The following is a 25,719-nucleotide window of genomic DNA, read 5'->3' as shown; positions in this document are numbered from 1 at the left end:
CTGCCGAAGGCTGCGATCTTTTGATTTGTTCAGGGCGCGACTTTCTGGCTCAGTTGTTCGCGGCAAAAATCCACGAACAACTGCGCAGGCTTGGTCAGTTGGCTGCGTTTCAAATGGGCCGATGCCAGGCCGGACAGGGTGACCGGCTCTTTGATGTTCACCGAGATCACTTTCTTGCCATCGTAAGTGCATTCCGAATGCGGGCGGGTGACCAGGATCGAGAAGCCGAATCCCTGACCGACCATACCCCGCACCATCTCAATCGAAGGCGAGCTGAACACGATGTTGGGTGTCAATTCCAGTTCATGGAACAGGCTCACAAAGTAGGTCCGGCTCGGCTGCACATCGAGCAGAATCATCGGCTCGCTGCACAGGTCCCGCAGCGATACCTCTTTCTGGTCGGCAAAGCGGTGCCCTTCAGGCAACAGCACGTAAGGCTTTTGCGGTGGCATCAGCGGCGTGGTCTGGATGGTGCCGTCCAGCCCGTGATCGTAGAGGAACGCCACATCGAAAGTGCCGGCGGTCAAGCCTTGCACCAACTCCTGCTGCTCGCCATCGCGAATACGAATGTCCACGCCCGGATAAAGCTTGCGAAAGCCTGCGATCAGTTGCGGCAGGTACAGCGGAGCGACGGTTTCGAAGCAGCCGATGTCGATCTGTCCCGACACGGTGTCGTTATCGGCCAGCGCATTCTGTTCAAACTCCCTGGCCATGCGCAGCAGCTCTTGCGCCTTGTGGTAGAAGCGCGTGCCGGTGGGTGTCAGCGAAACGCCCTGGGCGTGGTGGCGAATGAACAGCTGGACGTTGAACGACTCTTCCAGACTCTTGATCGCCGTGGAAACCGAGGGCTGCGCGATGTACAGCTGCCGCGAGGCTTCAGCGACGCTGCCGGCTTCTACCGTTGTGACGAAATACTTGAGTTGCCGCAATGTATAGGAAGCCACACGCACCTCGTTCTGCTTTGTTTTGCGCTGAAAGACCGGATGGTCGCCGCGCCGATTGTTGACTGAACCTTACCCTATGCGGGTTCTGGACTGGGTCAGCGCTTACCCAGTTTTTTCTTATACCCCGAGCACATTTTTAATAATTTTCCTCTTCGCACGGTTGCCGCACTATCTCTACAACCTCTGATAACAACCCCGACCACCCAGGCGGTCGCAAAGGGAGCGTAGCGTGTTCGACCTCGACTATTGGCAGCAACGAGCTGCCCGGCAAACCTTCTCTGACAAAGCCTTGATCGATGGCCGGCAGGTGGCTGCGTCTTCGGGCGCAACATTCGATTCGATCAACCCGGCGACGAATCAGTTGCTTGCCCGTGTCGCCGCGTGTGGCGAAGTGGAAGTGGAACTCGCCGTACGCAGTGCGCGCCGAGCTTTCAACGAAGGCCCGTGGGCGCGGATGGCGCCGGTCGAGCGCAAGCGGGTGATGCTGCGTCTGTCCGAGCTGGTGCTGGCGCACCGCGAAGAGCTGGCGCTGCTGGATTCGCTGAACATGGGCAAGCCAGTGATGGATGCCTACAACATCGACGTCCCCGGCGCCGCCCATGTGTTCGCCTGGTACGGCGAGTCGCTGGACAAGCTTTACGATCAGGTCGCACCTACCGCGTCCTCGGCGTTGGCGACCATCACCCGTGAAGCGCTGGGCGTGGTGGCAGCCGTGGTGCCGTGGAATTTCCCGCTCGACATGGCAGCCTGGAAACTGGCCCCGGCCCTGGCAGCCGGCAATAGCGTGGTACTCAAGCCCGCCGAACAATCACCGTTTTCGGCGCTGCGTCTGGCCGAGTTGGCGCTGGAAGCCGGTTTGCCGCCGGGCGTGCTGAACGTGTTGCCGGGGCTGGGCGAGTCTGCCGGCAAGGCGCTGGGTTTGCATCCCGATGTGGATTGCCTGGTGTTCACCGGCTCGACTCAGGTGGGCAAATACTTCATGCAGTACGCCGCGCAATCGAACCTCAAGCAGGTCTGGCTTGAGTGCGGCGGCAAGAGCCCGAGCCTGGTGTTTGACGATTGCCGGGATCTGGATCTGGCCGCAGAGAAAGCGGCGTTCGGCATCTTCTTCAATCAGGGCGAAGTCTGCTCGGCGAACTCGCGGCTGTATGTGCAAAGTTCGATCAAGGAAGAATTTATCGAGCGTCTGTTGGAGAAAGCCAAAGCCTGGATGCCGGGAGATCCGTTGAATCCTGCGAGCGCCGCTGGCGCCATTGTCGATTCGGCACAGGCATCGCGGGTGATGAATTTTATCGAGCGCGCCCACGAAGACGGCGCCCGACTGCTCACCGGTGGCCGTCGCTTGAGCTTCAACGGTTCCGACAACTTTATCGAGCCGACCATTTTTGCCGAGGTCGATCATGACTCGCACTTGTCGCGCGAGGAAGTGTTCGGGCCGGTGCTGGCGATCTCCACGTTCGACACCGAAGAGCAAGCGGTGCGGCTGGCCAACGACAGCATCTATGGGCTGGCGGCGTCTGTGTGGAGCGATGATCTGAATCGTGCGCACCGGGTTGCACGGGCGCTGAAGGCGGGCACTGTTTCGGTGAACACCGTGGACGCCCTCGATGTCAGCGTGCCGTTCGGCGGTGGCAAGCAATCGGGTTTCGGCCGGGACTTGTCGTTGCACTCGTTCGATAAATACACCCAGTTGAAAACCACCTGGTTTCAATTGCGATAAGCGTTTCCTGAACAATTAACCGCACGCTGATGGTGTGCGGTTTGAAGAATAAAAAGATGTCACCACGCGGAGAGTCTTCCGTGAACTTGCGGCTGCGTGGCCGTGACTGCCTCAGTAACTAACCACAATTAAAAAGTGAGGGAGCTTTCATGTTCAGATATTCGTGTTCGAGCGTTGTAACAGCGTTGTTGGTATTTACGGTGCCGGTTGTTGCGCACTCCGAAAGTCTTACGGTTATTTCGTTCGGCGGTGCCACCAAGGCAGCGCAAGAGGGGGCTTATTTCAAACCCTTTGAACAAAGTGGCGCTGGCAAAGTTGTGGTTGGCGAGTACAGCGGAGAACTTTCCAAAGTCAAAGCCATGGTCGATGTGGGCCAGGTCAGTTGGGACGTCGTCGAAGTCGAAAGCCCTGAGCTGCTGCGCGGCTGTGAAGAAGGGCTGTTCGAGCGGTTGGACCCGGCGCTGATCGGCGATTCAAAAAACTATCTGGCTGGCGCGGTCAGCGAGTGCGGCGTGGCCAGTTACGTGTGGTCGATGGTGCTCGCCTATAACTCGAACAAGGTGGCTGCGGCCCCGACCTCCTGGGCGGATATGTGGAACCTGCAGCAATTCCCCGGCAAGCGCGGCCTGCGCAAGGGCGCCAAGTACACGCTGGAAGTGGCGCTGCTCGCCGACGGGGTCAAACAGGACGACCTGTACAAAGTGCTGGGCACCAAGGAAGGCGTGGACCGGGCGTTTCACAAGCTCGACCAGATCAAACCGTCGATCCAGTGGTGGGAAGCCGGAGCGCAGCCTCCGCAATGGCTCGCAGCAGGCGACGTGGTGATGTCGGCGGCCTACAACGGCCGGATTGCCGTGGCGCAAAAGGAAGGCTCGAAACTGGCCATCTCCTGGAACGGCCACCTCTACGATCCTGATCACTGGGCCATCGTCCGCGGCAGTCCGAACAAGGCGCTGGCCGAGCGATTCATCGTGTTCGCCAGCCAGGCGAGTGGGCAGAAATCCTTCTCCACGCAGATCCCTTACGGTCCGATCCGCAAGGATGTGCTGGCGCAACTTCCGGCCGACACGCTTGCCCAGTTGCCTACCGCTCAGGCCAATCTTTCTGAAGGCCAGTTGGTCGATGCCACGTTCTGGGTCGATCACGGCGAAGAGCTTGAGGAACGCTTCAACGCCTGGGCGGCACGCTAAGCCGCTGTTGTCGTCAATCGCCGCTCACGGATGAGTGGCGATGTTTATCCCTGCCTTCCACGTGAAGGCGATCAACAACAAGAAAACACGGGGAGTTTGTCATGAGTTCAAGTACAACCGCGTCCATCCAGGCGCAGTCCGGCGGTTTGCGCCGGGTCCTGGGGCTGGGTTCATTGCTGGCCGTTGCGGTGGGCGTCGTGGTCTCGCAAGGCGTGATGGTGCTGATGCTGCAAGGCGCGGGCATCGCCGGTTTCGGTTTCATTATTCCGCTGGCCATCGCTTATGTGTTGGCAATCACCTACGCCTGGTCGTTTTCCGAATTGGCCTTGATGATTCCGAAGGCAGGCAGCCTCAGCAGTTACACCGAAGTGGCGATCGGGCATTTCCCGGCGATTCTGGCGACCTTCTCGGGCTACATGGTGGTGGCGATGTTTGCGCTCTCCGCCGAGTTGCTGTTGCTGGACCTGGTGATCAGCAAGGTCTATCCCGATGTCATTCCGCACATGGTGGTGGCCTACGGCGTACTGGGGCTGTTCACCGTGCTGAACCTGTTCGGCATCGATGTGTTCGCCAAGCTGCAGAACGTGCTGGCGCTGGTGATGGTGGTGATCCTCATCGCCATGGGCCTGGCTTCGCTGACTAACGGTCAGGCCAGTTTGCAACTGCCGCTGGATCAAGGCTGGAACCCGTTGGAGTTCGGCGCGATCACCTTGGCTGCGATGGCGGTGTGGGGTTTTGTCGGGGCGGAATTCGTCTGCCCGCTGGTGGAAGAAACCCGCAATCCCGAGCGCAATATTCCACGCTCGATGACCATTGGTTTGACGGTGATTTTCGGTGTGATTGCGTTGTATTGCTTTGGCGCGCTGCTGTGCATTCCACGTGAACAACTGGCGAGCGATGCGCTGCCTCACTACTTGCTCGCCACCACGGTTTTCGGTGAGGCAGGGAAGCTGTTCCTCGTCGTCGCAGCCATCACCGCAACGTGCAGCACGGTGAACTCATCCTTGGCAGCGTTGCCGCGCATGCTCTACGGCATGGCGCAAAACGGCCAGGCGTTCCCGCAATTCAAGAAGCTCACCGCACGTGGCCGCACGCCCTGGGTGGCGGTGTTGTTCGTTGCCGCGATCACCGGCCTGCCGATCCTCATTCTGGGGCATGACGCGGCGGCGATCAGCTTGCTGCTATTGGCTGCCGCGTTGGCGTGGCTGTTGGCCTACATCATCGTGCACATCGACGTGATCGCCTTGCGCCGCCGCTATCCGCATCTGGCACGCCCATTCCGCTCACCGTTTTATCCATGGCCTCAGGTCGTCGGCATCGCCGGCATGCTGTTTGCGATCTATCACGTGTCGCCAACCCCGGAGATGACCGCCAGTATTTTTGCTTGCGCTGGCGTGGTACTGGGCGTGATATCGATCATTGCCGTGGTGTGGGTCAAGTTCGTGATGCGCAAACCGCTGTTTACGCCAGAACCCCTGATCCAAAACGAATCGCAGGACAACGGTGTGCCTGCCGTGGCACCGCTGACTACCGTGTCCGGGAACTGAACCTTTATTCAATTCAGGAGAATAAAAAATGACAACCGATTACAAACCGCAGCGCGAAACCAAGGACTACCAAGCGTCCGATGCCGCCCACCACATTCACGCGTTCCTCGATCAGAAGGCGTTGAACGAAGAAGGGCCGCGCGTGATCGTCGGTGGCGACCGCCTGCACCTGTGGGACAACGACGGCAATCGTTACCTCGATGGCATGTCCGGTTTGTGGTGCACCAACCTCGGCTACGGGCGCAAGGATCTGGCCGCGGCGGCGACCCGTCAGTTGGAGCAATTGCCGTACTACAACATGTTCTTCCACACCACTCACCCGGCGGTGGTCGAGCTTTCGGAGCTGCTGTTCAGCCTGCTGCCCAAGCACTACAGCCACGCGATCTACACCAACTCCGGCTCTGAGGCCAACGAGGTGTTGATCCGCACTGTACGCCGCTACTGGCAGGTGCTGGGCAAGCCGCAGAAGAAGATCATGATCGGTCGCTGGAACGGTTATCACGGCTCAACCCTGGCCGCCAGCGCCATGGGCGGGATGAAGTTCATGCACGAAATGGGCGGTGTGATTCCTGACGTCGCGCACATCGATGAACCGTACTGGTTTGGTCATGAAGGTGATCTGACGCCAGCCGAGTTCGGCCTGCGCGCCGCTCAGCAACTGGAGTCCAAGATCCTCGAACTGGGCGCGGAAAACGTCGCCGCCTTCATCGCCGAACCGTTCCAGGGCGCGGGCGGCATGATCTTCCCGCCAGAGAGCTACTGGCCGGAAATCCAGCGTATCTGCCGCAAGTACGACGTGCTGCTGTGTGCGGACGAGGTGATTGGTGGCTTCGGGCGGACCGGTGAATGGTTTGCCCACCAGCACTTTGATTTCGAGCCGGACACCTTGTCCATCGCGAAAGGCCTGACCTCGGGCTACATCCCAATGGGCGGCCTGATTCTCAGTCGTCGCATGGCCGAGGTGTTGGTGGAACAGGGCGGCGTATTTGCCCACGGCCTGACCTACTCCGGTCACCCGGTGGCGGCCGCCGTGGCAATTGCCAACCTCACGGCGTTGCGCGATGAGGGTGTCGTCACCCAAGTGAAAAGCGACACCGGCCCGTACCTGCAACAGTGCCTGCGCGAGGTGTTCGGCAATCACCCGTTGGTGGGTGAGATCCAGGGTGTCGGCCTGGTGGCCGCGTTGCAGTTTGCCGAGGACAAGGCGACCCGCAAGCGCTTCGCCAACGAAGGCGACATCGCCTGGCGCTGCCGCACGATCGGTTTTGAGGAAGGCGTGATTATTCGCTCGACGTTGGGCCGGATGATCATGGCGCCGGCATTGATCGCCACGCGTGCTGAAATTGATGAGCTGGTTGGCAAAACCAAGATTGCTGTTGATAGAACTGCCAAAGAAATTGGCGTGCTTTAAACAACTATCAGGCTCGCCTCCATTAACTGTGGGAGCGAGCCTGCTCGCGATGGTCGTTAACGATAATGCGTTTTGTCTGAAACAACGCGGCGTTTTCAAGTTCTTCGCGAGCAAGCTCGCTCCTACAGGTTTTGTATTTATTCAATGGGTACTGAAGTTAGTTGTTGGTTAGTTTTTTCATGGGCAACAACGACAAAAATCATATTTTCGCTATTGGCATTCGCTAAGCACAATAAACCTACCCCGCCAGCAAAGTTATCCACGCGGTATTCAATTATTAAAACAGCTGATCTGTCGCGACTTGCCGCGCCATAGTCGCCTCTCTGAAGGACACAAGCATGAATGATAAAAAGATAGAAATAGATACGCTTGTTGTCGGTGCCGGCCAGGCTGGCGTCGCCATGAGCGAACACTTGAGCAAACTCGGTGTGCCGCACCTGGTGCTGGAGCGTAACCGCATCGCTGAAGCGTGGCGCACCGGGCGTTGGGATTCACTGGTGGCGAACGGCCCGGTCTGGCACGACCGCTTCCCCGGCCTGGCCTTCGAAGACCTCGAGCCCGATGCCTTCGCCTCAAAAGACCAAGTGGCCGCTTACTTCGAAGCCTATGCCGAGAAATTCGAAGCGCCGATTCGTACCGGTGTCGAAGTCAAAAAAGTCGTACGCAACAGTGATCGTCCGGGCTTCACCATCGAGACTTCCGAAGGCGTGATTCAGGCCAATCGAGTAGTGGCGGCGACCGGTCCTTTCCAGCGTCCGGTTATCCCGCCGATTGCGCCGAAAGACAGCACCATCACACAGATTCACTCGGCCCAGTATTTCAATCCACAGCAGCTGCCTGAGGGCGGTGTGCTGGTGGTCGGGGCAGGTTCTTCCGGTGTGCAGATCGCCGATGAATTGCAGCGCGCCGGCAGGCAAGTCTATTTGTCGGTCGGCCAACATGACCGCCCGCCTCGCGCCTATCGCAACCGTGATTTCTGCTGGTGGTTGGGCGTGCTGGGGCTGTGGGATCTGGAAACCATGGAACCTGGGCGCGAGCACGTCACCATTGCCGTGAGCGGTGCGCGTGGCGGGCAGACCGTGGATTTCCGGGCGCTGGCCCAGCAAGGCGTGACGCTGGTGGGGCTGACCCAATCGTTCAACGACAGTGTGGTGACGTTCCAGCAGGATCTGGCGCGCAACATCGCGGCGGGCGACGCGAATTACCTGTCGTTGCTGGACGCGGCGGATGCCTACATCGCGCGCAACGGACTCGACCTGCCCGAAGAGCCCGAAGCCCGGTTCATGCTTCACGATCCAGAGTGCGTCACCAACCCGATTCTCGAACTGGATCTGGCCGAGGCGGGCATCACCTCGATCATTTGGGCTACCGGCTACGCCGTCGATTACAGCTGGTTGCAGGTCGACACCTTTGACGAGAAGGGCAAGCCACGTCACCAGCGCGGGGTCTCGAACGAGCCGGGCATCTACTTCGTGGGTCTGCCGTGGTTGTCGCGTCGCGGTTCGAGCTTCATCTGGGGCGTCTGGCACGACGCCAAGCATGTCGCTGGCCACATCGCCACCCAGCGCCAGTACCTCGAATACCGCGACCCGTCGCAGCGTTAAGAATCGATCGAGGGAGTGGTCCTGTGGCCATTCCCGATCCACACCTTCACTCAAGTTTCAGGGAGTCAGTTGATGCCTACTCACACGCGCATTCGCATGTTCAATACCAAGGACACGTACCCTAACCAGTCACTGGACAATGACCTTTGCCAGGCCGTACGGGCCGGCAACACGGTTTATGTGCGCGGTCAGATCGGCACCGATTTCGATGGCAACCTGGTGGGCCTTGGCGACCCGGGTGCCCAAGCTGAACAGGCGATGAAAAACGTCAAGCAGCTGCTGGAAGAGGCGGGGAGCGATCTTTCCCATATCGTCAAAACCACCACGTACATCATCGACCCGCGTTACCGTGAGCCGGTTTATCAGGTCGTTGGCAAGTGGTTGAAAGGCGTGTTCCCGATCTCGACGGGTCTGGTGATTTCCGGGCTGGGTCAACCGCAATGGCTGATGGAAATCGATGTGATTGCAGTCATCCCGGATGATTGGCAGGCAACGCCAAACCTGTAGGAGCCGAGCTTGCTCGCGATGAGGCCGGCACATCCAGCCTCATTGGCGGCTGACACACCGTTATCGCGAGCAAGCTTTGCTCCTACAAGTTCAAGGCGTGGCGGGCAGCAGGAACCGCGCCATCACCGGCAAGTGATCGGAGATGCGCAACGTATCGTCCTGCCTGACCGTGGCCTCGACCCGTTTGATACGTGAGCTGTAAAACAGGTAGTCGACCGTCCGGTCCGGGCCGTTCAGGTTCGGATCGTTCGGGTAATGGGTCAGCCAGCGCGCGCGGTCGATCCCGCTGGCCTCGTTGTTGTTGGGGATCATCGGGTACTTGTCCCACAACACGTGCAGGGCGCTGTCGGCAGAGTAGGGCATGCGTTGCTCGCTGGGCAGGCGCTGGAATTGCCCCAGCGGCAACAGATTGAAGTCGCCGCCGATCAGCCAGGGCGTACCGCGACTTTCGAACTTGTCGAGCACTTTGCCTATGGCCGCGACCTGCGCTTGCAGCGTCCCGTCAGGTTGACGCACTCGGTCGAGATGGGTGTTGAGGATTGCGACCTGACCGCCATCACTCACAGGCAGGTAGGCGACCAGCAAGGCGTTTTTCGGCTGGAACTGGCGGCTGATCAGATTGACCGGCGCCACCGGAAGTTGCAGGCGCTGGGCATGATCGATCTGGTAGCGGCTCAGCGTTGCCAATTGCCGGCCGACGCTGCCAAAGATGTGCGGATCAGGGACGAAGTCAGCCTTCCAGTCGAAGGCGCTGACACTGCATGGATACAGGTCGGCGAGCCGTTCCTGTAGCAATTTGAGCTGGTGCTGGTAAGCGCTGGCCTTGGCGCCGTCATCGAGTTCCTGCAACAGCACCACGTCCGGTTGCTCGTCGCGAATCACCCGCGCCACTTCATCGAGGCTGAAGGCCATGTCTTCCGGCGTGGGTTTTTCATCGGTGCCGTTGGCCAGGTCATTCCAGAACACGTAGCGCTTGCCCGCCAGGTACTGGACGTTCCAGGTCATCACCTTCAGTGCCTGGCCGGGCGCCAGGGTCGGCGCCTTGGTGCTGCAATTGACCGGCAGCACTTCGCGGGCTTCGGGGCGCCAGGTCAGGCTGTAGATCATCACGCCGGCCAGGCCGATGACAATCAACAATCCCAGCAAGGTGTAGCGCAGCAGTCGGGTCATGGCTCGGCTTATAGCGTTACGGAAGTTGGTCCCGAGCATACCCGAGTGACGGGCGGTCGCCCAAGGTCAGAGTGGCCCGTCGATTTTTTCCGGCACATCGCTGATCAACATGAACAGGCGGAACAGCACCACGCTGGTGAACAGTTGCAGGAAGCTGTGGGCGCTGTCGATCAGCAGCGAGATCACCGGGTTCTGCGGTTCGGGATAGACCGCCAGCGTCGCGCCCTTGAGCAGCCACAACGGCCCCATCACGCACAAAATGCACACCAGGATGCGCAGGAAATGGCCACGGGTCAGGCGCAGGCTTTCCTTCATCGCTTGCAGCGGGGCCAGGCCTCGCAACACCAGCAGGTATTCGCCGAACGCCAGGGTCACCATCAGCCAGATGCCCGGCAGGAAATACAACGACAGGCCGAGCAGGATCAACAACGTATTGAGCGCCGTCAGCAGCGCGAAGCGTGGCCACAAGTAGGCAGACCTCGACAGCAAGTCGCGGTTGCGCGGCGACTCACCACGACTGCGGGCATCGAGAAACAGGATCAGCGCGGCGGTGTACAGCGGGTAAATCAGCAGCCCGACGATCACGCTGACACCGGGGAAACTGTCCGGCTCGGTGGAGTGGTCGACCACTTGCTGCAACAGGGCCTCGATGATCACCAGCGGCAGGCACAGTTGCACGATCTGGCTCAGATTGCGCTTGAAGAAATACAGGGAGTCACGCAGCACATCTAACGGGTTCATCAGTTGGTATCGCAGGTCATAAACAGTGGCTCACTGTAACCGATGATGTACCGCCTGAAGCAAACGTAAACGTTGGGTAAATGTCATTGAAACAGATTGTTTCAGCCTCCATTAAGGTCGGGCACCTTATCCTCCTTGGAGAAGGGCAACGATTTCCCCGGCAATCTACGAGGTCGCCATGAACAGCGAAGAACAAACCCTGATCGATGGACTGTATTCCCGGCTGCAACAGGCCGAAACGGACGCAGCCCCGCGCGACGCCCAGGCCGAGGCCCGGATCAAGGAACACCTGACACGCCAGCCGGCGGCAGGTTATTTCATGACCCAGGCGATTCTGGTGCAAGAGGCGGCGATCAAGAGCCTCGACGAGCAGAACAAACAACTGACGGCGCAAGTCCAGCAATTGCAGGCCGAACTGCAACAGGCCAAGGCGCAAACGGCGACTCCGGCGCCGAGCAGCGGTGGTTTTCTATCGAGCATCTTTGGTGGCAGTCGTGATCCGCAGCCTGCACCGACCCAAAGCGCGCCGCCATCGAGCGGCGGCTGGCGTGAACCGGGGCGGACTTCGTTCAATTCGCAGCCACCACAACAGAACTTCGGGGCACCGCAGCCAAACTTCCCGCAGCAGGGTTATGCACCCCAGCAACAGGCTCCGGCAGCGGCGGGCAGCGGTTTTCTCGGTGGCGCGCTGAAAACCGCGGCCGGTGTGGCAGGTGGCGTGATGCTGGCGCAAGGCATCAGCAGCCTGTTCCATCACAATCAGCAACCGGAAGAAATCGTCGAAGTCATCAAGGAGCAACCGGCCCAGGTCAACGACCAGGGCAACAACGACTGGGGCGATGACCAGCGTGTGGCCGGCAATGATTCCTACGGCAATGACCAGGGCGGTTTCACCGACGCCGACTACAGCGATGACAGTTCATCGTTCTTCGGTGGCGACGACGATTCCTTCGTCTGACCCGCCATTCGTCCGGAGCGCGCCTGCGCTCCGGGCCGATTATTCGCGGAACATTCCTTGAGGCTGGCATACTGGGCGACTTTTCGGGCCTGGGGCCTGATTCAGCCTTGAGGAAAACCGGTGAAAAAAATCGCAGTGTTCGCCGACGTCCAAAACCTCTACTACACCGTGCGTCAGGCTTATGGTTGTCACTTCAACTACGCCGCGCTGTGGGCTGACATCAGTAAACAGGGCGAGATCGTCGAAGCCTATGCCTACGCCATCGATCGCGGCGACAGCAAACAGCAGCAGTTCCAGCAGATCCTGCGCAACCTCGGTTTTACCGTGAAGCTCAAACCCTACATCCAGCGCAGCGATGGCTCGGCCAAGGGCGACTGGGACGTGGGCATTACCCTCGACATCATGGACGCCGCCGATCACGTCGACGAAATCGTCCTGGCCTCCGGTGATGGCGATTTCGACATGCTGCTCGAACGCATCATCAGCAAACACGGCGTGCAAGCAGTCGCCTACGGCGTGCCGGGCCTGACCGCCAACTCGCTGATCCGCGCCGCCAGCCGCTACGTGCCGATCGAAGGCGCGTTGCTGCTCAAGAATTGATTTTTACGGAGTTGAAACAGGTTTGGAACGCATAGCAGTCATCGACTTTGAAACCACCGGAATCTCCCCGAGCAGCAGCTGCCGGGCCACGGAAATCGCCGTGGTGATTCTCGAACAGGGGCGCATCGTCGAGCGTTACCAGAGCCTGATGAACGCCGGCGTGCGCGTCCCGGCCTTCATCGAACAACTCACCGGCATCAGCAACGCCATGCTGCGCACAGCGCCGTCGGCCGAGCAGGTGATGAACGAGGTCAACGAATTCGTCGGCATCACGCCGTTGCTCGCGCACAACGCCGCGTTCGACCAGAAGTTCTGGGACTTTGAATTGGGGCGGATCAAACGCACCCGGTTGCAGAATTTTGCCTGTTCGTTGCTGCTGGCCCGACGCCTGATGCCCGCCGCACCGAACCACAAACTCGGCACCCTCACCACCTTCGCCAATCTGCCGCACACCGGCAAGGCTCACCGGGCAATGGCCGATGCCGAGATGGCGGCCAACCTGACTGCGCATTTGGCTGAAGAGCTGCGGCACAAGCACGGCTTGCGCGAGCTGTCTCATGATTTGCTGTGCAAGTTGCAGAAAGTGCCGGCAGCCAAAGTAACCGAGCACCTCCAGCGCTACCGCTGATCCCGAGTCCTGCAAGTAACCCCTGTGGGAGCTAGCCTGCTGGCGATGGCGGTGTGTCATTCAACCTCTTGGTTGGCTGAGCCACCGCAATCGCCAGCAGGCTGGCTCCCACATTGATATGTGTTGATTTCAGGTTTGTTTGCCATTGCTTTCGATGTGCCCCAACGGCACCCGCTTCTCTATCGCACTCGACAACACAATCGACGTCTTGCTGAACCCGAACGTCGCAATCCTGTTGATCAACTCCTCCAGCTCAGGCATCGAACCCACCGCCGCTTGCATGATCACGCACGGATCGCCGGTCACCCGATGGCACTCCGTCAATTGCGGAATTTTGATCAGGTCGTCGTAGGCTTTCTGGTTGCCGTGCTGGTTCAGGCGCAGTTCGATCACGCACTGGATCGGCAGGCCGAGCTTGGCCATATCAACTTTTGCCTGATACCCGGTGATCACGCCGCTGGTTTCGAGTTTGGCCACGCGCTCTGCCACGGCCGGGGCAGACAGGTTGACCTTGCGCGCGAGGTCCGCGTAGGACGCGCGACCGTTTTCCAGCAGCGCGCTGAGCAGCATGCGGTCGTACTTATCCATCGGATGACTCCTGAAAAATGACCAACTTTCGAAAGCACGGTTTATAGCGCTGAAGTCCGTGTTTTGAAAAGTGTACCGGCGCTTTAAACAGGTTTTGTAACTTATTTTCCGGCGCTGGCCTTTTTAGAATAGGCGTTCACTTGTCCTTGCCTGTGAGCTGCCCTCATGTCTGGCCTTCGTCGCTTTCCCTTACCCTTGATCGCTGCCTTTTTCGCCTTGTACGTGATTTGGGGCTCGACCTATCTGGTGATCCGTATCGGCGTGGAGTACTGGCCGCCGTTGCTGCTGGCGGGCATTCGCTTCGTGATTGCCGGGACTTTGATGTACGCCTTCCTGCGCTGGCGCGGGGCGCCGGCACCGACCTGGGCGCAATGGAAAGCCGCGGGGATCATCGGGATTCTGTTGCTGGCGTGCGGTAACGGCGCGGTCAGCGTGGCCGAGCACACGGGCGTGGCTTCCGGAGTCGCTGCGTTGGCGGTGGCGACGGTGCCGTTGTTTACCTTGCTCTGTGGATATTTCTGGGGCGCGCGTAATACCCGTCTCGAATGGGCCGGGATTGTGCTCGGGCTGATTGGTATCGCCATGCTCAACCTCGGCTCCAACCTGCAGTCGAGCCCGTTGGGGGCGGCGTTGCTGATATTTGCGGCGGCAACCTGGGCCTTCGGCTCGGTGTGGAGCAAGCACTTGCCGTTGCCGCAAGGCGCGATGGCCAGTGCCGTGGAAATGCTGGTGGGTGGCGTGGTGTTGCTGATCGCCAGCGCCGTGAGCGGTGAACACCTGGAAAAAATCCCGCCAATCGAAGGCTGGGCCGCGCTGGCGTACCTGACCGTGTTCGGTTCGATCATCGCCTTCAACGCCTACATGTACCTGTTGAAACACGTGCGTCCGGCGGCCGCGACCAGTTATGCCTACGTCAACCCGGCGGTGGCGGTGTTGCTGGGGATCGTGTTCGTCGGCGAGACCATTGGCATCGAAGAAGCTTTGGCGATGGCCGTGATCATCAGCGCCGTGGTGCTGATTGGCCTGCCGCAGTGGCGCCGTGCACCGACGCTGCCGACGGTGAAGGTCGTGTCGACAGAATCCCGTGTGAATTAGGGTAAACTGCGCGGCATTGCACGTTCGTTTTGAACAACCCCGCGCTGAATTTTCCTACGGTATTCCCATGACTTTCGCCACCCTTGGCCTGATCGAACCCTTGCTGCGCTCCCTCGAGACGCTCGGCTACCAGACTCCGACGCCGGTTCAGGCGCAAGCCATTCCGGCGGTGCTGGCCGGTCGTGACCTGATGGCCGCCGCCCAGACCGGTACTGGCAAGACCGCCGGTTTCGCCTTGCCGCTGCTGCAACTGCTGGCCATGGAAGGGCCGAAAGTCACCGCCAACTCTGTGCGCGCACTGATCCTGGTACCGACCCGTGAACTGGCCGAGCAGGTTCATGAAGCCGTGCGCCAGTACGCCGAAAACCTGCCATTGCGCACTTATGCGGTGTACGGCGGCGTCAGCATCAACCCGCAAATGATGAAGCTGCGCAGCGGCGTCGACCTGCTGGTGGCGACCCCGGGCCGTTTGCTCGACCTGTTCCGCCAGAACGCGCTGAAGTTCAACCAGCTGCAAACCCTGGTGCTGGACGAAGCCGACCGCATGCTCGACCTGGGCTTTTCCGAAGAGCTGGCGAACATTTACCGCGCGCTGCCGAAGAAGCGTCAGACGCTGTTGTTCTCCGCGACGTTCTCCGACGACATCCGCCTGCTGGCCGGGCAGATGCTCAACGATCCGCTGACGGTTGAAGTGAGCCCGCGCAACGTGGCGGCCAATACGGTCAAGCAATGGATCGTGACGGTGGACAAGAAGCGCAAGCCGGAACTGTTCGTGCATCTGATGCGCAAGGGCAAGTGGAAGCAAGTGTTGGTGTTCGCCAAGACCCGTAACGGCGTGGACGCGCTGGTGGAAAAACTCCAGGGCCTGGGCATCAACGCCGACGGCATCCACGGCGACAAACCCCAGGCAACCCGTCAACGCGCACTGGACCGTTTCAAGGCGAGTGAAGTGCAGATCCTGGTCGCCACCGACGTCGCGGCCCGTGGCCTGGACATCGAAGACTTGGCGTTGGTGGTCAACTTCGACTTGCCTATCGTGGCCGAGGATTACATCCACCGCATCGGTCGTACCGGCCGCGCGGGCTCGACCGGCGAGGCGATTTCCTTGGTGTGCGCCGATGAAGTGAATTTGCTGTCGGCCATCGAGATGCTGACCCGCCAGACCTTGAAGCGTCAGAGCGAGCCGGACTTCGAACCCGAGCACCGCGTGCCGGACACCGATGCCAGTGGTCAGGTGGTCAAGAAGCCGAAGAAACCGAAGAAGCCAAAAGCCTCGGGTGGTGGCGGCAAGCGCAACCTCGGTAAGTGGGTGGACAGCGGGGAAGCTGCGCCGGTGGAGCCTTCGATCAAGCCTGTGCGAAAAGTGCCGGTGTTCAATACTGGGCCGCGTAAGCGTAAGCCTTGATTACGCACTGCGTCTGTTAGGCCGTCATCGCCAGCAGGCTGGCTCCCACAGGTTTTTTGTGAGCGACACAAATCCCCTGTGGGAGCCAGCCTGCTGGCGATGGGAGCTGCGCGGTCATCAGCCCTTGCGCTGCAACCAATCAACCATTCCCAACCCCGCCGCACGCCCACTGGCGAAACACGCGGTCAGCAGATAGCCGCCCGTCGGTGCTTCCCAGTCCAGCATCTCTCCCGCGCAAAACACGCCCGGCAGTTGCTTGAGCATCAAGCGCTCATCCATCGCTTCGAACAACACGCCACCCGCGCTGCTGATGGCTTCGTCCAGTGGACGGGTTTTCACCAGTGTCAGGGGCAACGCCTTGATCGCTTTGGCAAGCAGGGCCGGGTCGGCGAAGGATTCGGCAGTGGTCAACTCCCGCAACAACGCTGCTTTCACGCCATCGATGCCCAACTGACTGTGCAGGTGCTTGGCCATGGAGCGCGAACCCCGGGGTTTGCTCAATGCAGCCTGAACTTTATCCACAGGCCTGCCGGGCAGGAGATCGATGTGAATCGTGGCCGAACCGTGCAGATTGATCGCTTCGCGAATAGATGCCGACAGCGCATAAATCAAACTGCCTTCGATGCCGGTGGCGGTGATCACGCATTCGCCGAGCCGTGGCACGTCGTCGTTGAGGCCGATGGCGATATTTTTCAGCGGGGCGCCGGCGAATTTGCTGACCATCAGTTCGCTCCAGGCCTGCACCTCGAAGCCGCAATTACTCGGCTGTAACGGCGCCAGTCCTACACCGCGTTGCTCCAGTGGCAGCATCCATGCGCCGTCCGAGCCAAGGCGCGACCAACTGCCGCCGCCGAGGGCGAGCAGGGTGGCGTTGGCGTGTACGGTTTTTTCGCCTTCGGGGCTGGCGATGTGCAAATCACCTTGTTCATCCCAGCCAAGCCAGCGGTGGCGGGTGTGGATAACTACGCCGCTGTCGCGCAGGCGTTTGAGCCAGGCGCGTAACAGCGGCGCAGCTTTCATATCGGTGGGGAATACACGGCCGGAGCTGCCGACGAAGGTTTCGATGCCCAGTTCATGAATCCACTGGCACAACGCATCGGCGCCAAAGCCGCGCAGCAGCGGGGCGATTTGCGGAGCGCGTTCGGCGTAACGCGAGAGGAACGCGGGGTAGGCTTCGGAATGGGTGATGTTCATGCCGCCGACACCGGCGAGCAGAAATTTCCTGCCTACCGAGGGCATGCCGTCGTACAGGTCGACTTTGATCCCGGCCTGGCTCAACACTTCCGCGGCCATCAGGCCAGCGGGGCCGCCGCCGATGATGGCGACTTGAAGGGGGAGGGAAGTGCTCGGCTGAGTCATGGTAGAAGCTGCGGTGTGGCGGATTTGGCGCGCATTCTAGCAGTACACGATTACTGTGGGAGCGGGCTTGCCCGCGATAGCGGACTGTCAGTCAACAAAGATGTAGATGTGCCGGCCTCATCGCGGGCAAGCCCGCTCCCACAGGGTTCAGTGGTGTTTGCCAATGCTGGTTAAAAAACAATCAGTGGTCTGTAGCCCATACGCCGCGTGGGCTGTAGTCCCTTTCACTCAGGTTATCCACAGGCGGTTCCACAGGCATTGTGGGTAAAGCATCCACAGGTCAGTGACAACCTGATGACTGCCAGACGCGTTTCGCGCTGTGATGGAGGATGCCGTGACGCCGGGCCAAGGCATGACGGTCCTTGCTGTAGCCGCCGCCAATCACTCCGACCACCGGAATATCCCGGCCCAGGCAATGGCGCATCACGCTTTCATCACGGGCGGCGACGCCTTCGTCTGTCAGCTTCAGGTAACCGAGGGCGTCGTCTTTGTGCACATCGACCCCGGCGTCGTACAGCACCAGGTCCGGTTGATAAAGCGGCAGCAAGTAGTTGAGTGCGTCGTCCACCACCTTCAGGTAGTCGGCATCGCCCATGCCATTGGGCAGTGGAATGTCCCAGTCACTTTCGGCTTTTCGTGCAGGAAAATTCTTTTCGCAGTGCAGGGAAACGGTGATGGCTTCCGGGGTGTTGTGCAGAATCCGTGCAGTCCCGTCGCCCTGATGCACGTCGCAATCGAAGATCAGCACCCGATTCACACGACCGCTTTGCAGCATGAAGTGGCTGATCACTGCCAGGTCGTTGAAGATGCAGAACCCGGCCGGGTAGTCGTAATGCGCATGGTGAGTGCCGCCAGCCAGGTGACAGGCCAGCCCATGTTCCAACGCCTGCTCGGCCGCCAGCAGCGAACCACCGACCGCCCGCACCGTGCGCCGCGCCAGGGCTTCGCTCCAGGGTAGGCCGAGGCGGCGCTGATCCTCGCGGGACAACTCGCCACTCATGTAGCGTTCGATATACGAAGGGTCATGGGCGAGGGCGAGAATCTCTGCGGGGCACAGTTGCGGGCGCAGCAAATCAGCGTCACTGGTCAGGCCGCTGTCCACCAGGTGATCGCGCAACAGTCGAAACTTGTCCATCGGAAAGCGATGATCCGCCGGAAATTCGGGGCTGTAGTCTTCGTGATAAATCAGCGGGAGCGGCATTGATGATTTCAAGCAGGAATGAGAGACGGATCCTACCAGCGTTGTAGACTTGCAGCATGGAAATGGGGGAGGGGCATGATGGAGCCGATACTGGAACTGGCGAGCGCTCGGCTGCTGTTGCGGCAATGGCGCGATGAGGATTTGCCGGAATTTGCCGCAATGTGCGCCGATCCGCAGGTCATGCGCTATTTTCCGGCGCCCTTGAGCCGACTGGAAAGCGCTTCATTGATCGGGCGAGTCCGTGGTCATTTTGCCGAGCACGGTTATGGTCTCTGGGCGCTGGAGCGCAAGGACACCGGCCAGTTCATAGGTTTTACCGGGCTTGGCGTGGTCGGTTTCGATGCGCCGTTCACCCCGGCTATCGAAATCGGCTGGCGCCTGGCGCGGGAACACTGGGGCCTGGGCTATGCCAGCGAGGCCGCGTGGACTGCTCTACGCTGCGGGTTTGACCGTTTGGCGGTGAACGAAGTCGTGTCGTTCACGGCCGACAGCAACTTGCCGTCGCAGAAAGTCATGCAGGCAATTGGCATGCATCACGATCCGGCCGATGACTTCGAGCACCCGAAGCTCGCTGTCGGTCATCCCCTGCGTCATCACGTTCTATACCGCATCAGCCGTGAACAATGGCTGCAAACCTTGCATGGATAACCTGACACGGACGTTTACAATGGCCCTCATGATGGCACGGGCCAGAAATTGAATCGACCGACGCAGCCAAGACTGCGCGGCATTGCGTTGTGTGAGGAGAGTCTGAATGAGCCAAGTGTTGGATGATCTGGTCGACCTGCTGAGCCTGGAACCTATCGAAGAAAACCTGTTCCGTGGCCGCAGCCAGGACCTGGGATTTCGCCAGCTGTTCGGTGGCCAGGTGCTCGGTCAGTCGTTGTCGGCGGCCAGTCAGACGGTGGAAGAGGCGCGCCATGTGCATTCGATGCACGGCTACTTTTTGCGTCCAGGCGATGCCAAGTTGCCGGTGGTGTATTCCGTTGACCGCGTACGCGACGGCGGCAGTTTCAGCACGCGCCGGGTGACCGCGATCCAGAAGGGCCACCCGATCTTCACGTGCAGCGCTTCGTTCCAGTACGACGAACAAGGTTTCGAGCACCAGACCGAAATGCCGCAAGTGGTCGGCCCGGAAAACCTGCCGTCAGAGCTGGAAATCACCCAGCAGCGTGCGCACCTGATCCCCGAGCACATGCGTGAAAAACTGCTGTGCCCGAAGCCGATCGAATTCCGTCCGATTACCGAGAAAGACCCCTACAACCCGCTGCCGTCCGACCCGATCAAGTACGTCTGGTTTCGCGCCGACGGTGCCTTGATCGACTCTCCTGCGCTGCACAAATACTTGCTGGCCTATGCCTCGGATTTCGGCTTGCTCGTCACCTCGATGCAGCCTCATGGCAAATCGGTCTGGCACAAGGATATGCAAGTCGCCAGCCTCGACCACGCGCTGTGGTTCCACGCCAACCTGCGTGCCGATGACTGGTTGCTGTACGCGATGGACAGCCCTTGGGCCGGCAACTCGCGCGGGTTCAACCGTGGCAGCGTGTTCAACCGCGCCGGGCAACTGGTGGCTTCGGTCACGCAGGAAGGCCTGATCCGTCACCGCAAGGATTGGGCATGAGCCTCACCGACGTGCGCCATTGGGTGTTCGACATGGACGGCACCCTGACCGTCGCCGTGCATGACTTCGCGGCCATTCGCGTGGCGTTGGCGATCCCGGCTGAAGACGACATTCTCACTCACCTCGCCGCGCTGCCGGCCGATGAAGCGGCGGCCAAACATGCGTGGCTGCTGGAGCATGAGCGGGATCTGGCGCTGGGTTCGAAACCGGCCGTGGGCGCCGTCGAACTGGTGCGCGAATTGGCTGGGCGTGGTTATCGTCTGGGCATTCTTACGCGCAATGCCCGTGAACTGGCGCATGTCACGCTGGAGGCAATCGGCCTGGCGGACTGCTTCGCGGTGGAGGATGTGCTGGGTCGTGATGAAGCGCCGCCGAAACCCCATCCCGGTGGGTTGTTGAAGCTGGCCGAAGCCTGGAATGTGCCGACGAGCGAGATGGTGATGGTTGGGGATTATCGCTTTGATCTGGATTGCGGTCGGGCGGCAGGGGCGCGGACGGTGCTGGTGAACCTGCCGGATAATCCGTGGCCGGAGCTGACGGATTGGCATGCGGCGGATTGTGTCGAGTTGCAGCGGATGCTCTCGGCTTGATTTATTAAGGTCAAAAGATCGCAGCCTTCGGCAGCTCCTACAGGGGAATCGAGTACCCCCTGTAGGAGCTGCCGAAGGCTGCGATCTTTTTGCGGTTACTGAAACAACGCCTTCTGCCCCTCCGGCGATGTAAACATCCCATCGCCGTTATGCCCAACCCCGGGCACTTCAATCAGCTGCTGGTTCAACCCTTGCGGTTGCAGCCGCTTCAGGTAATCGAAGTAAAACCGCCCACGGGCCAATCGATACGGGCCTTGAGCTTTTGCTTCACAACGCTTGTCCAGCGCCGGATGGTTCGGGTCGATGTCCTGTTGCCCGAGTAAATAAACGACGTCGCGCTTGAGGTATTTTTCCTGCAACTGCGCGGCGCTTTGTCCTTCAGCGTAGGCGGGCAAATCTGTCAGCCCGTACTTCCAGCGATTGAAGTCCGGACACGCGGCATGGTTGAAAGCCACCGGTCGGCGCTCATCGAAATATGCATAGGAAGAAGGATTGGCAATCACGTAGCGCAGCTTTACGCCTGCGGCTTCCAGGGCCGATTGATCGTGGCCCAGCAAAGCGTAGCGCTGCACCACTTGAGCACCACCGGAGTGCCCGGCGATGACGATTTGCTTCACATCCGGAAACTGCTGGCGATCACCCAACCGCGCGATGATTTCGTCCAGTGCCTCGTAGGAACTCAGACGAAACGGCGCGGTGGATTCGCCACCCGCCATCCACTCGTTGCCTTGCCAGCGCAAAACGGTATCGGCTACCGGGTGCAGCGCGACGTCGTTTTCATTGAGGAATTGCGGGGCGATCACCAGGGTCGTGTCGCTTTGCCCGGCCAGTTGCGCTGCCTGTACGCCGCTGTGGAGATAGGTTTGCGCATTACGTAACCGACCATGGAGGATGATCAACACGCGCTCGATTTTTGCCGGAGCGGGACTGATGCCTACCGCTATTTCACCCGACTTCAACAGCAGGCGCCCGGGACTGAGCTCTTTGACCCCATGCTCTTGGGCCTGGGACGTTGCGCAAGTGAACAGCAAAACCAACAACCACTTCTTCATTTACAGATTTTTCGCCGCAAAGGTATCGCACTGGCCAACCTGGCCCTGGGCGAATCCGGTTTTGAACCAGCGCACCCGTTGCGCTGACGTACCATGGGTAAACGAGTCCGGCACCACGCGGCCCTGACCCTGTTGCTGCAAGCGATCGTCGCCGATGGCGTTCGCCGCATTCAGTGCTTCTTCGATGTCGCCCGGTTCCAGCCAGTTCAATCGCTGCTGCGCGTTGTTGGCCCAGACCCCGGCCAGACAATCAGCCTGCAATTCCTGACGCACCAGCAAACCGCCGTCGCCTTCCATCTGCCGGCCTTGCTGGCGGGCTGTCTGAATTTTCGCGGAAACACCAAGCAAGGTCTGTACATGGTGTCCGACTTCGTGAGCGATCACGTAGGCCTGGGCAAAATCGCCGGCGGCGGAAAAGCGCTGTGACATCTCCTGGAAGAATGCCATGTCCAGATAAACCTTCTGGTCTGCCGGGCAATAGAACGGACCGGTCGCCGAGGTCGCCAGACCGCAGGCCGAATTCACCCGATTGCTGAACAGCACCAGCGTCGGATCTTTGTACTCACGGCCGCCCTGCTGGAAAATCTGCCGCCAGGTGTCTTCGGTGTCGCCAAGGATCGAACGGACGAATTCGGCACCTTCGTCATTGGCCGGTGGCGCCTTACGGGTCTGGGTTGTGGTGGGTGCGGATTGGTCCATCTGGCCGGTCAGTTGCCCGAGGATTTGCATCGGGTCCTGGCCGGTGATCCAGCCGATCCCGACGATCAACAGAATCGCTGTCAGGCTCAGACCTTTGCCGCCACCAAAGCGCATTCCGCCGCCACCGCCGCCGACATCATCGCCACGGGCATCGACCACGTTGTCGCTGCGTCGGCCTTTTTTCCATAGCATGTGGGAATCCTCTGGTTGTCCGTGCGATGAGTGTTGCTGCCAAGTGGGAGCGGCGCCAGTCCGGTCGTCCGGCTTTTGCCACGCACGCAACTATTCCCGGCAACCCGTGAAGGCTGCCGAGAACGATTCAGGCTTGTATTGAACGCGGATAACCCATCGAATTCCGTCCGGCGCCGGGTTTTTCTCCAGAGGGCGATCGCCGGTCCTGCGGATTATTCGTCGAACGCATCCCACTCCGGCGCAAAGTCCGGGCTGACCTGACGCTCGCGTTTGGACAGGCTGGCGATCAAGGCGCGATCCTGGTCATCCAGTTTCACATTGAGTGCCGCGAGATTGGCCAGTTGATTGGCTTCGCTGCTGGCTTTGGGGATCGCTGCTACGTTCGGTTGATCGAGCAACCATTTCAGCGCGACCTGGGTTGGCAATACCCCGTGTTTGGCGGCGATCTGCTGGAGTGCCGGGACGTCTGACACCTTGTTTCGCGCCAGTGGCGTGTAGGCCGTAAGCGCCAAGTCGTGTTGACGGGCGTAGTTCAGCAGTGCGTTTTGTCCGAGCAGTACGTGGTATTCGACCTGAATCGCTGACAGCGGCGCACCCAGCTCTTCGACGACTTTGCGCAGCAGGGGCAGTGGAAAATTCGCCACGCCGATGTTGCGTGCCAGGCCTTGTTCCTTGAACGACACCAACGTTTCAATCGTGCGCGGCAGATCCCAATCGGTGCTGGGCCAGTGGATCATGAACAAATCGACGTAATCGCTGCGCAAGGCTTCAAGGCTGCGATCCATGGAATGGCGCATCGCATCGGGTTGCAGTTGATCCCGCCAGACCTTGGTGGTGACGTGGATTTGCTCGCGGGGTGTAGGACTGTTCACCAGCGCCTGACCGACTGCGTCCTCGTTGTTGTAGGCCGCGGCCGTGTCGATGTGCCGATAGCCCAGCGCCTGCGCCTGTTCCACCGCGCGGGTGCATTCTTCACCTAGCATCGGCCAGGTGCCGAGGCCGAGTTTCGGCATGTTCAAACCCTGTGCGTTAACGATGTGCTGCATGGTCGATCTCCTTTTCGTAAGCGGTGATTCCTGCGATGTGGCGGGCGGCGATGTAGCCGAAGGTCAGCGCCGGGCCGATATTGATGCCGCCAGCGGGGTAGTGGCCGCCCATGATGCTGGCCATGTCGCCGCCCGCCGCATACAGCCCGGCGATGGCGTGGCCCGAGTCATCGAGGACCTGGGCGTGCTGATTGACCTTGAGCCCGGCGAAGGTGCCGAAGCAGCCGGGTTGGACCTTCACCGCATAAAACGGGCCTTGTTCGATCGGCGCGACGCAGGGGTTGGGTTGTTGCAGCGCATCACCCTGTTTGCGGTTGTAGGGTGTCGAGCCGCGTCCGAATTGCGGATCTTCGCCGTTGCGTGCATGGCGGTTGTAGTCCGATACGGTACTGCGCAAGCCGAGTGGATCGATGCCGCAGACCAATGCCAATTCCTCAAGGGTATTGCCGGTCTTCAGATAGCCGCTGCGGATAAAGGATGACAGCGGTACGGGAAATGGCCGAGAGATCCCCAAACCATAACGTCGCTGAAAACGGTGGCTGCAGATCAGCCAGGAAGCAACGTCTTCACCCGGCGGGGCAGCGGTAACCATGGCTGTCACGTAGTCGTAGTAGCCATTGGCTTCGTTGACGAAGCGCTGACCGTTGCTTAGCACGCCGATAATCCCGGGTTTGCCGCGTTCGATGATGTGCGGGAAATGGCCGATGCTGCCGTCGCCGTGCGGCACCTGCGAAACCGGCGCCCAGGCGACGGGGGACTGCATGTCCACATTCACGTGGGCGCCGACGCTTTCACCCAGTCGCAAGCCGTCACCGGACACGCCGAGTGGCGGCAGGGCCAGATGCTCATGCCCGGTCGGCGTACGCGGGAACAGCGCTTTGCGCCGTTCGATGTCATTGGCGAAACCACCGGCCGCCAGCACTACGGCCTTGCGTGCATGGATGCGCACCGAGCCTTTGGCGGTGCTGATCACGGCGCCGCGAACCTGATTGTTTTCGCGCAACAGTTCCGTAACGGGCGCCGAGTCCCAGAGCAACACGCCGAGGTCCTCGGCGGATTTCGCCAGGCGCGCCACCAACGCCACGCCGTTGACCAGTTGCATCGCCCGGCCATGCACGACGAGGTCGAATAGATGGCGGGTAAATCGCCGAGTGACATGCCAGGCCGCCGACAGTGAGCGGGTCAGATTGAGAAACGCCGTGAGGTCCGCGCCCGCCATGATCGGCATGCCCATGAAGGACGTTTCCCGCATGGTTTTGCGAAGACGCTTAAGCAGTTTGCCGACTTTTCGTGCGTCGTATGGCGCGGCGATCACCGAGCGCCCGCCGGTGCCGGCGCCTGGCGTGTCGCCATGAATGTCGGCAATCGCATTGCCGTCGGCGAATTGCAGCGAGGTGTGCTGTTCGAAGAACGCGACCATCCGTGGAGCGGCTTCGAGGAAGGCATCGATCATCGCCGGATCGTAATGTTCGCCCAATTCGTGTTTGAGGTAGGTGCGCGGCTGCTCCACGTCTTCGACGATGCCGGCGCGTCGTGCCAGAGGATTGCACGGCACCCAGGCCCAGCCACCGGACCACGCCGTCGCGCCGCCAAATACCGGGTCCTTTTCCACCACGATGACTTTGAGGCCATGCCACGCGGCGGTCACGGCTGCCGACAACCCGGCCGCACCGGAGCCGACGACCAGCACATCGCAGTCAATGTCGGGAAGAAAATGCGGTTCGGCAGGCATTGTTTGGGCTCCGGTGTTTTAGTTGTTGTGGAATCTGATTCCAGAAAATATAAGAGGCACATCGGAGCAGGCAAGCGAGCGTCGCTTAAAACGGGCGGTTATCGGACGCTCAGTTC

24 protein-coding genes are annotated in these 25,719 nt (G+C 60.3%); 14 read left to right on the top strand and 10 right to left on the bottom strand.

Going from position 1 to position 25,719, the window contains the following annotated elements:
- Positions 1 to 29: 29 nt before the first annotated feature.
- On the bottom strand, positions 30 to 944 hold the full coding sequence (locus V6Z53_RS29335) for a LysR family transcriptional regulator (protein WP_338583256.1): 915 nt from the start codon (positions 942 to 944) through the stop codon (positions 30 to 32).
- A 229-nt stretch (positions 945 to 1,173) separates the two neighbouring features.
- Here V6Z53_RS29335 and V6Z53_RS29330 point away from each other — a divergent pair, with 229 nt between their 5' ends.
- From V6Z53_RS29330 to V6Z53_RS29305, 6 genes are all read left to right on the top strand, one after another.
- Positions 1,174 to 2,664 carry an aldehyde dehydrogenase gene (locus tag V6Z53_RS29330; protein ID WP_338583255.1) on the top strand — a complete coding sequence of 497 codons (1,491 nt, stop codon included), beginning with the start codon at positions 1,174 to 1,176 and terminating at the stop codon, positions 2,662 to 2,664.
- Positions 2,665 to 2,813: 149 nt separating this feature from the next.
- Positions 2,814 to 3,854, top strand: coding sequence for an ABC transporter substrate-binding protein (locus tag V6Z53_RS29325; RefSeq protein ID WP_338583253.1), 1,041 nt, complete (start codon positions 2,814 to 2,816; stop codon positions 3,852 to 3,854).
- A 101-nt stretch (positions 3,855 to 3,955) separates the two neighbouring features.
- Positions 3,956 to 5,401 (top strand): APC family permease, encoded by a 1,446-nt coding sequence (locus V6Z53_RS29320; RefSeq protein WP_338583251.1) that lies wholly within the window; start codon positions 3,956 to 3,958, stop codon positions 5,399 to 5,401.
- Positions 5,402 to 5,429: 28 nt separating this feature from the next.
- On the top strand, positions 5,430 to 6,812 hold the full coding sequence (locus V6Z53_RS29315; protein WP_338583250.1) for an aspartate aminotransferase family protein: 1,383 nt from the start codon (positions 5,430 to 5,432) through the stop codon (positions 6,810 to 6,812).
- A gap of 338 nt (positions 6,813 to 7,150) precedes the next feature.
- The gene (locus V6Z53_RS29310) at positions 7,151 to 8,416 is read left to right on the top strand and encodes an NAD(P)/FAD-dependent oxidoreductase (RefSeq protein WP_338583248.1); all 1,266 of its coding nucleotides are present in this window, start codon (positions 7,151 to 7,153) and stop codon (positions 8,414 to 8,416) included.
- Positions 8,417 to 8,488: 72 nt separating this feature from the next.
- Positions 8,489 to 8,923 carry a RidA family protein gene (locus V6Z53_RS29305; RefSeq protein WP_338583247.1) on the top strand — a complete coding sequence of 145 codons (435 nt, stop codon included), beginning with the start codon at positions 8,489 to 8,491 and terminating at the stop codon, positions 8,921 to 8,923.
- Positions 8,924 to 9,013: 90 nt separating this feature from the next.
- Here V6Z53_RS29305 and V6Z53_RS29300 read toward each other — a convergent pair whose 3' ends face one another.
- Positions 9,014 to 10,093 (bottom strand): endonuclease/exonuclease/phosphatase family protein, encoded by a 1,080-nt coding sequence (locus V6Z53_RS29300; protein ID WP_338583246.1) that lies wholly within the window; start codon positions 10,091 to 10,093, stop codon positions 9,014 to 9,016.
- A gap of 66 nt (positions 10,094 to 10,159) precedes the next feature.
- Positions 10,160 to 10,834: a YciC family protein gene (locus V6Z53_RS29295; RefSeq protein ID WP_338583245.1), complete on the bottom strand. Its 675-nt coding sequence runs from the start codon at positions 10,832 to 10,834 to the stop codon at positions 10,160 to 10,162.
- A 178-nt stretch (positions 10,835 to 11,012) separates the two neighbouring features.
- On the opposite strand from V6Z53_RS29295, the gene V6Z53_RS29290 reads away from it, so the two are divergent.
- The 3 genes from V6Z53_RS29290 (at position 11,013) to V6Z53_RS29280 (ending at position 13,020) form a co-directional block, all read left to right on the top strand.
- Positions 11,013 to 11,792 (top strand): DUF2076 domain-containing protein, encoded by a 780-nt coding sequence (locus tag V6Z53_RS29290; protein ID WP_338583244.1) that lies wholly within the window; start codon positions 11,013 to 11,015, stop codon positions 11,790 to 11,792.
- A 120-nt stretch (positions 11,793 to 11,912) separates the two neighbouring features.
- Entirely contained in the window at positions 11,913 to 12,392 is a 480-nt protein-coding gene (locus V6Z53_RS29285; RefSeq protein ID WP_007990686.1) for an NYN domain-containing protein, read from the top strand.
- A 22-nt stretch (positions 12,393 to 12,414) separates the two neighbouring features.
- The gene (locus tag V6Z53_RS29280) at positions 12,415 to 13,020 is read left to right on the top strand and encodes a 3'-5' exonuclease (RefSeq protein ID WP_034148168.1); all 606 of its coding nucleotides are present in this window, start codon (positions 12,415 to 12,417) and stop codon (positions 13,018 to 13,020) included.
- 129 nt (positions 13,021 to 13,149) lie between these two features.
- On the opposite strand, the gene V6Z53_RS29275 is transcribed toward V6Z53_RS29280, so the two are convergent.
- A complete protein-coding gene (locus V6Z53_RS29275; RefSeq protein ID WP_338583241.1) occupies positions 13,150 to 13,608 on the bottom strand; it encodes an Lrp/AsnC family transcriptional regulator in 459 nt (152 codons plus the stop codon).
- Between the two features lie 165 nt (positions 13,609 to 13,773).
- Here V6Z53_RS29275 and yedA point away from each other — a divergent pair, with 165 nt between their 5' ends.
- Positions 13,774 to 14,703, top strand: a complete 930-nt coding sequence (gene yedA, locus V6Z53_RS29270) for a drug/metabolite exporter YedA (RefSeq protein WP_338583240.1) — start codon at positions 13,774 to 13,776, stop codon at positions 14,701 to 14,703.
- 67 nt (positions 14,704 to 14,770) lie between these two features.
- A complete protein-coding gene (locus V6Z53_RS29265) occupies positions 14,771 to 16,108 on the top strand; it encodes a DEAD/DEAH box helicase (protein WP_338583238.1) in 1,338 nt (445 codons plus the stop codon).
- A 117-nt stretch (positions 16,109 to 16,225) separates the two neighbouring features.
- Here the strand turns inward: V6Z53_RS29265 and V6Z53_RS29260 are convergent, their stop codons facing one another.
- Together V6Z53_RS29260 and V6Z53_RS29255 are read right to left on the bottom strand one after the other, a co-directional pair.
- A complete protein-coding gene (locus V6Z53_RS29260) occupies positions 16,226 to 17,467 on the bottom strand; it encodes a TIGR03862 family flavoprotein (RefSeq protein WP_338583237.1) in 1,242 nt (413 codons plus the stop codon).
- A gap of 280 nt (positions 17,468 to 17,747) precedes the next feature.
- Positions 17,748 to 18,668, bottom strand: coding sequence for a histone deacetylase (locus tag V6Z53_RS29255; protein WP_338583236.1), 921 nt, complete (start codon positions 18,666 to 18,668; stop codon positions 17,748 to 17,750).
- Positions 18,669 to 18,746: 78 nt separating this feature from the next.
- On the opposite strand from V6Z53_RS29255, the gene V6Z53_RS29250 reads away from it, so the two are divergent.
- The 3 genes from V6Z53_RS29250 (at position 18,747) to V6Z53_RS29240 (ending at position 20,882) form a co-directional block, all read left to right on the top strand.
- On the top strand, positions 18,747 to 19,316 hold the full coding sequence (locus tag V6Z53_RS29250) for a GNAT family N-acetyltransferase (RefSeq protein ID WP_338586590.1): 570 nt from the start codon (positions 18,747 to 18,749) through the stop codon (positions 19,314 to 19,316).
- Positions 19,317 to 19,422: 106 nt separating this feature from the next.
- Positions 19,423 to 20,292 carry an acyl-CoA thioesterase II gene (gene tesB, locus V6Z53_RS29245; RefSeq protein ID WP_338583234.1) on the top strand — a complete coding sequence of 290 codons (870 nt, stop codon included), beginning with the start codon at positions 19,423 to 19,425 and terminating at the stop codon, positions 20,290 to 20,292.
- Positions 20,289 to 20,882, top strand: a complete 594-nt coding sequence (locus V6Z53_RS29240; RefSeq protein WP_338583233.1) for an HAD family hydrolase — start codon at positions 20,289 to 20,291, stop codon at positions 20,880 to 20,882. The genes tesB and V6Z53_RS29240 overlap by 4 nt, the downstream gene beginning before the upstream one ends.
- A gap of 95 nt (positions 20,883 to 20,977) precedes the next feature.
- On the opposite strand, the gene V6Z53_RS29235 is transcribed toward V6Z53_RS29240, so the two are convergent.
- From V6Z53_RS29235 to V6Z53_RS29220, 4 genes are all read right to left on the bottom strand, one after another.
- The gene (locus tag V6Z53_RS29235; protein WP_338583232.1) at positions 20,978 to 21,934 is read right to left on the bottom strand and encodes an alpha/beta hydrolase; all 957 of its coding nucleotides are present in this window, start codon (positions 21,932 to 21,934) and stop codon (positions 20,978 to 20,980) included.
- Positions 21,935 to 22,825 (bottom strand): neutral zinc metallopeptidase, encoded by an 891-nt coding sequence (locus tag V6Z53_RS29230; RefSeq protein ID WP_338583231.1) that lies wholly within the window; start codon positions 22,823 to 22,825, stop codon positions 21,935 to 21,937. It lies immediately after the preceding gene.
- 212 nt (positions 22,826 to 23,037) lie between these two features.
- Positions 23,038 to 23,871 (bottom strand): aldo/keto reductase, encoded by an 834-nt coding sequence (locus V6Z53_RS29225; protein ID WP_338583230.1) that lies wholly within the window; start codon positions 23,869 to 23,871, stop codon positions 23,038 to 23,040.
- Positions 23,855 to 25,603, bottom strand: coding sequence for an FAD-dependent oxidoreductase (locus V6Z53_RS29220; RefSeq protein ID WP_338583229.1), 1,749 nt, complete (start codon positions 25,601 to 25,603; stop codon positions 23,855 to 23,857). The genes V6Z53_RS29225 and V6Z53_RS29220 overlap by 17 nt, the downstream gene beginning before the upstream one ends.
- Between the last annotated feature and the right edge of the window lie 116 nt (positions 25,604 to 25,719).

This window comes from Pseudomonas sp. MAG733B (assembly GCF_036884845.1).
Lineage (GTDB): Bacteria > Pseudomonadota > Gammaproteobacteria > Pseudomonadales > Pseudomonadaceae > Aquipseudomonas.
This window is presented reverse-complemented; position numbering and strand designations above follow the sequence as displayed.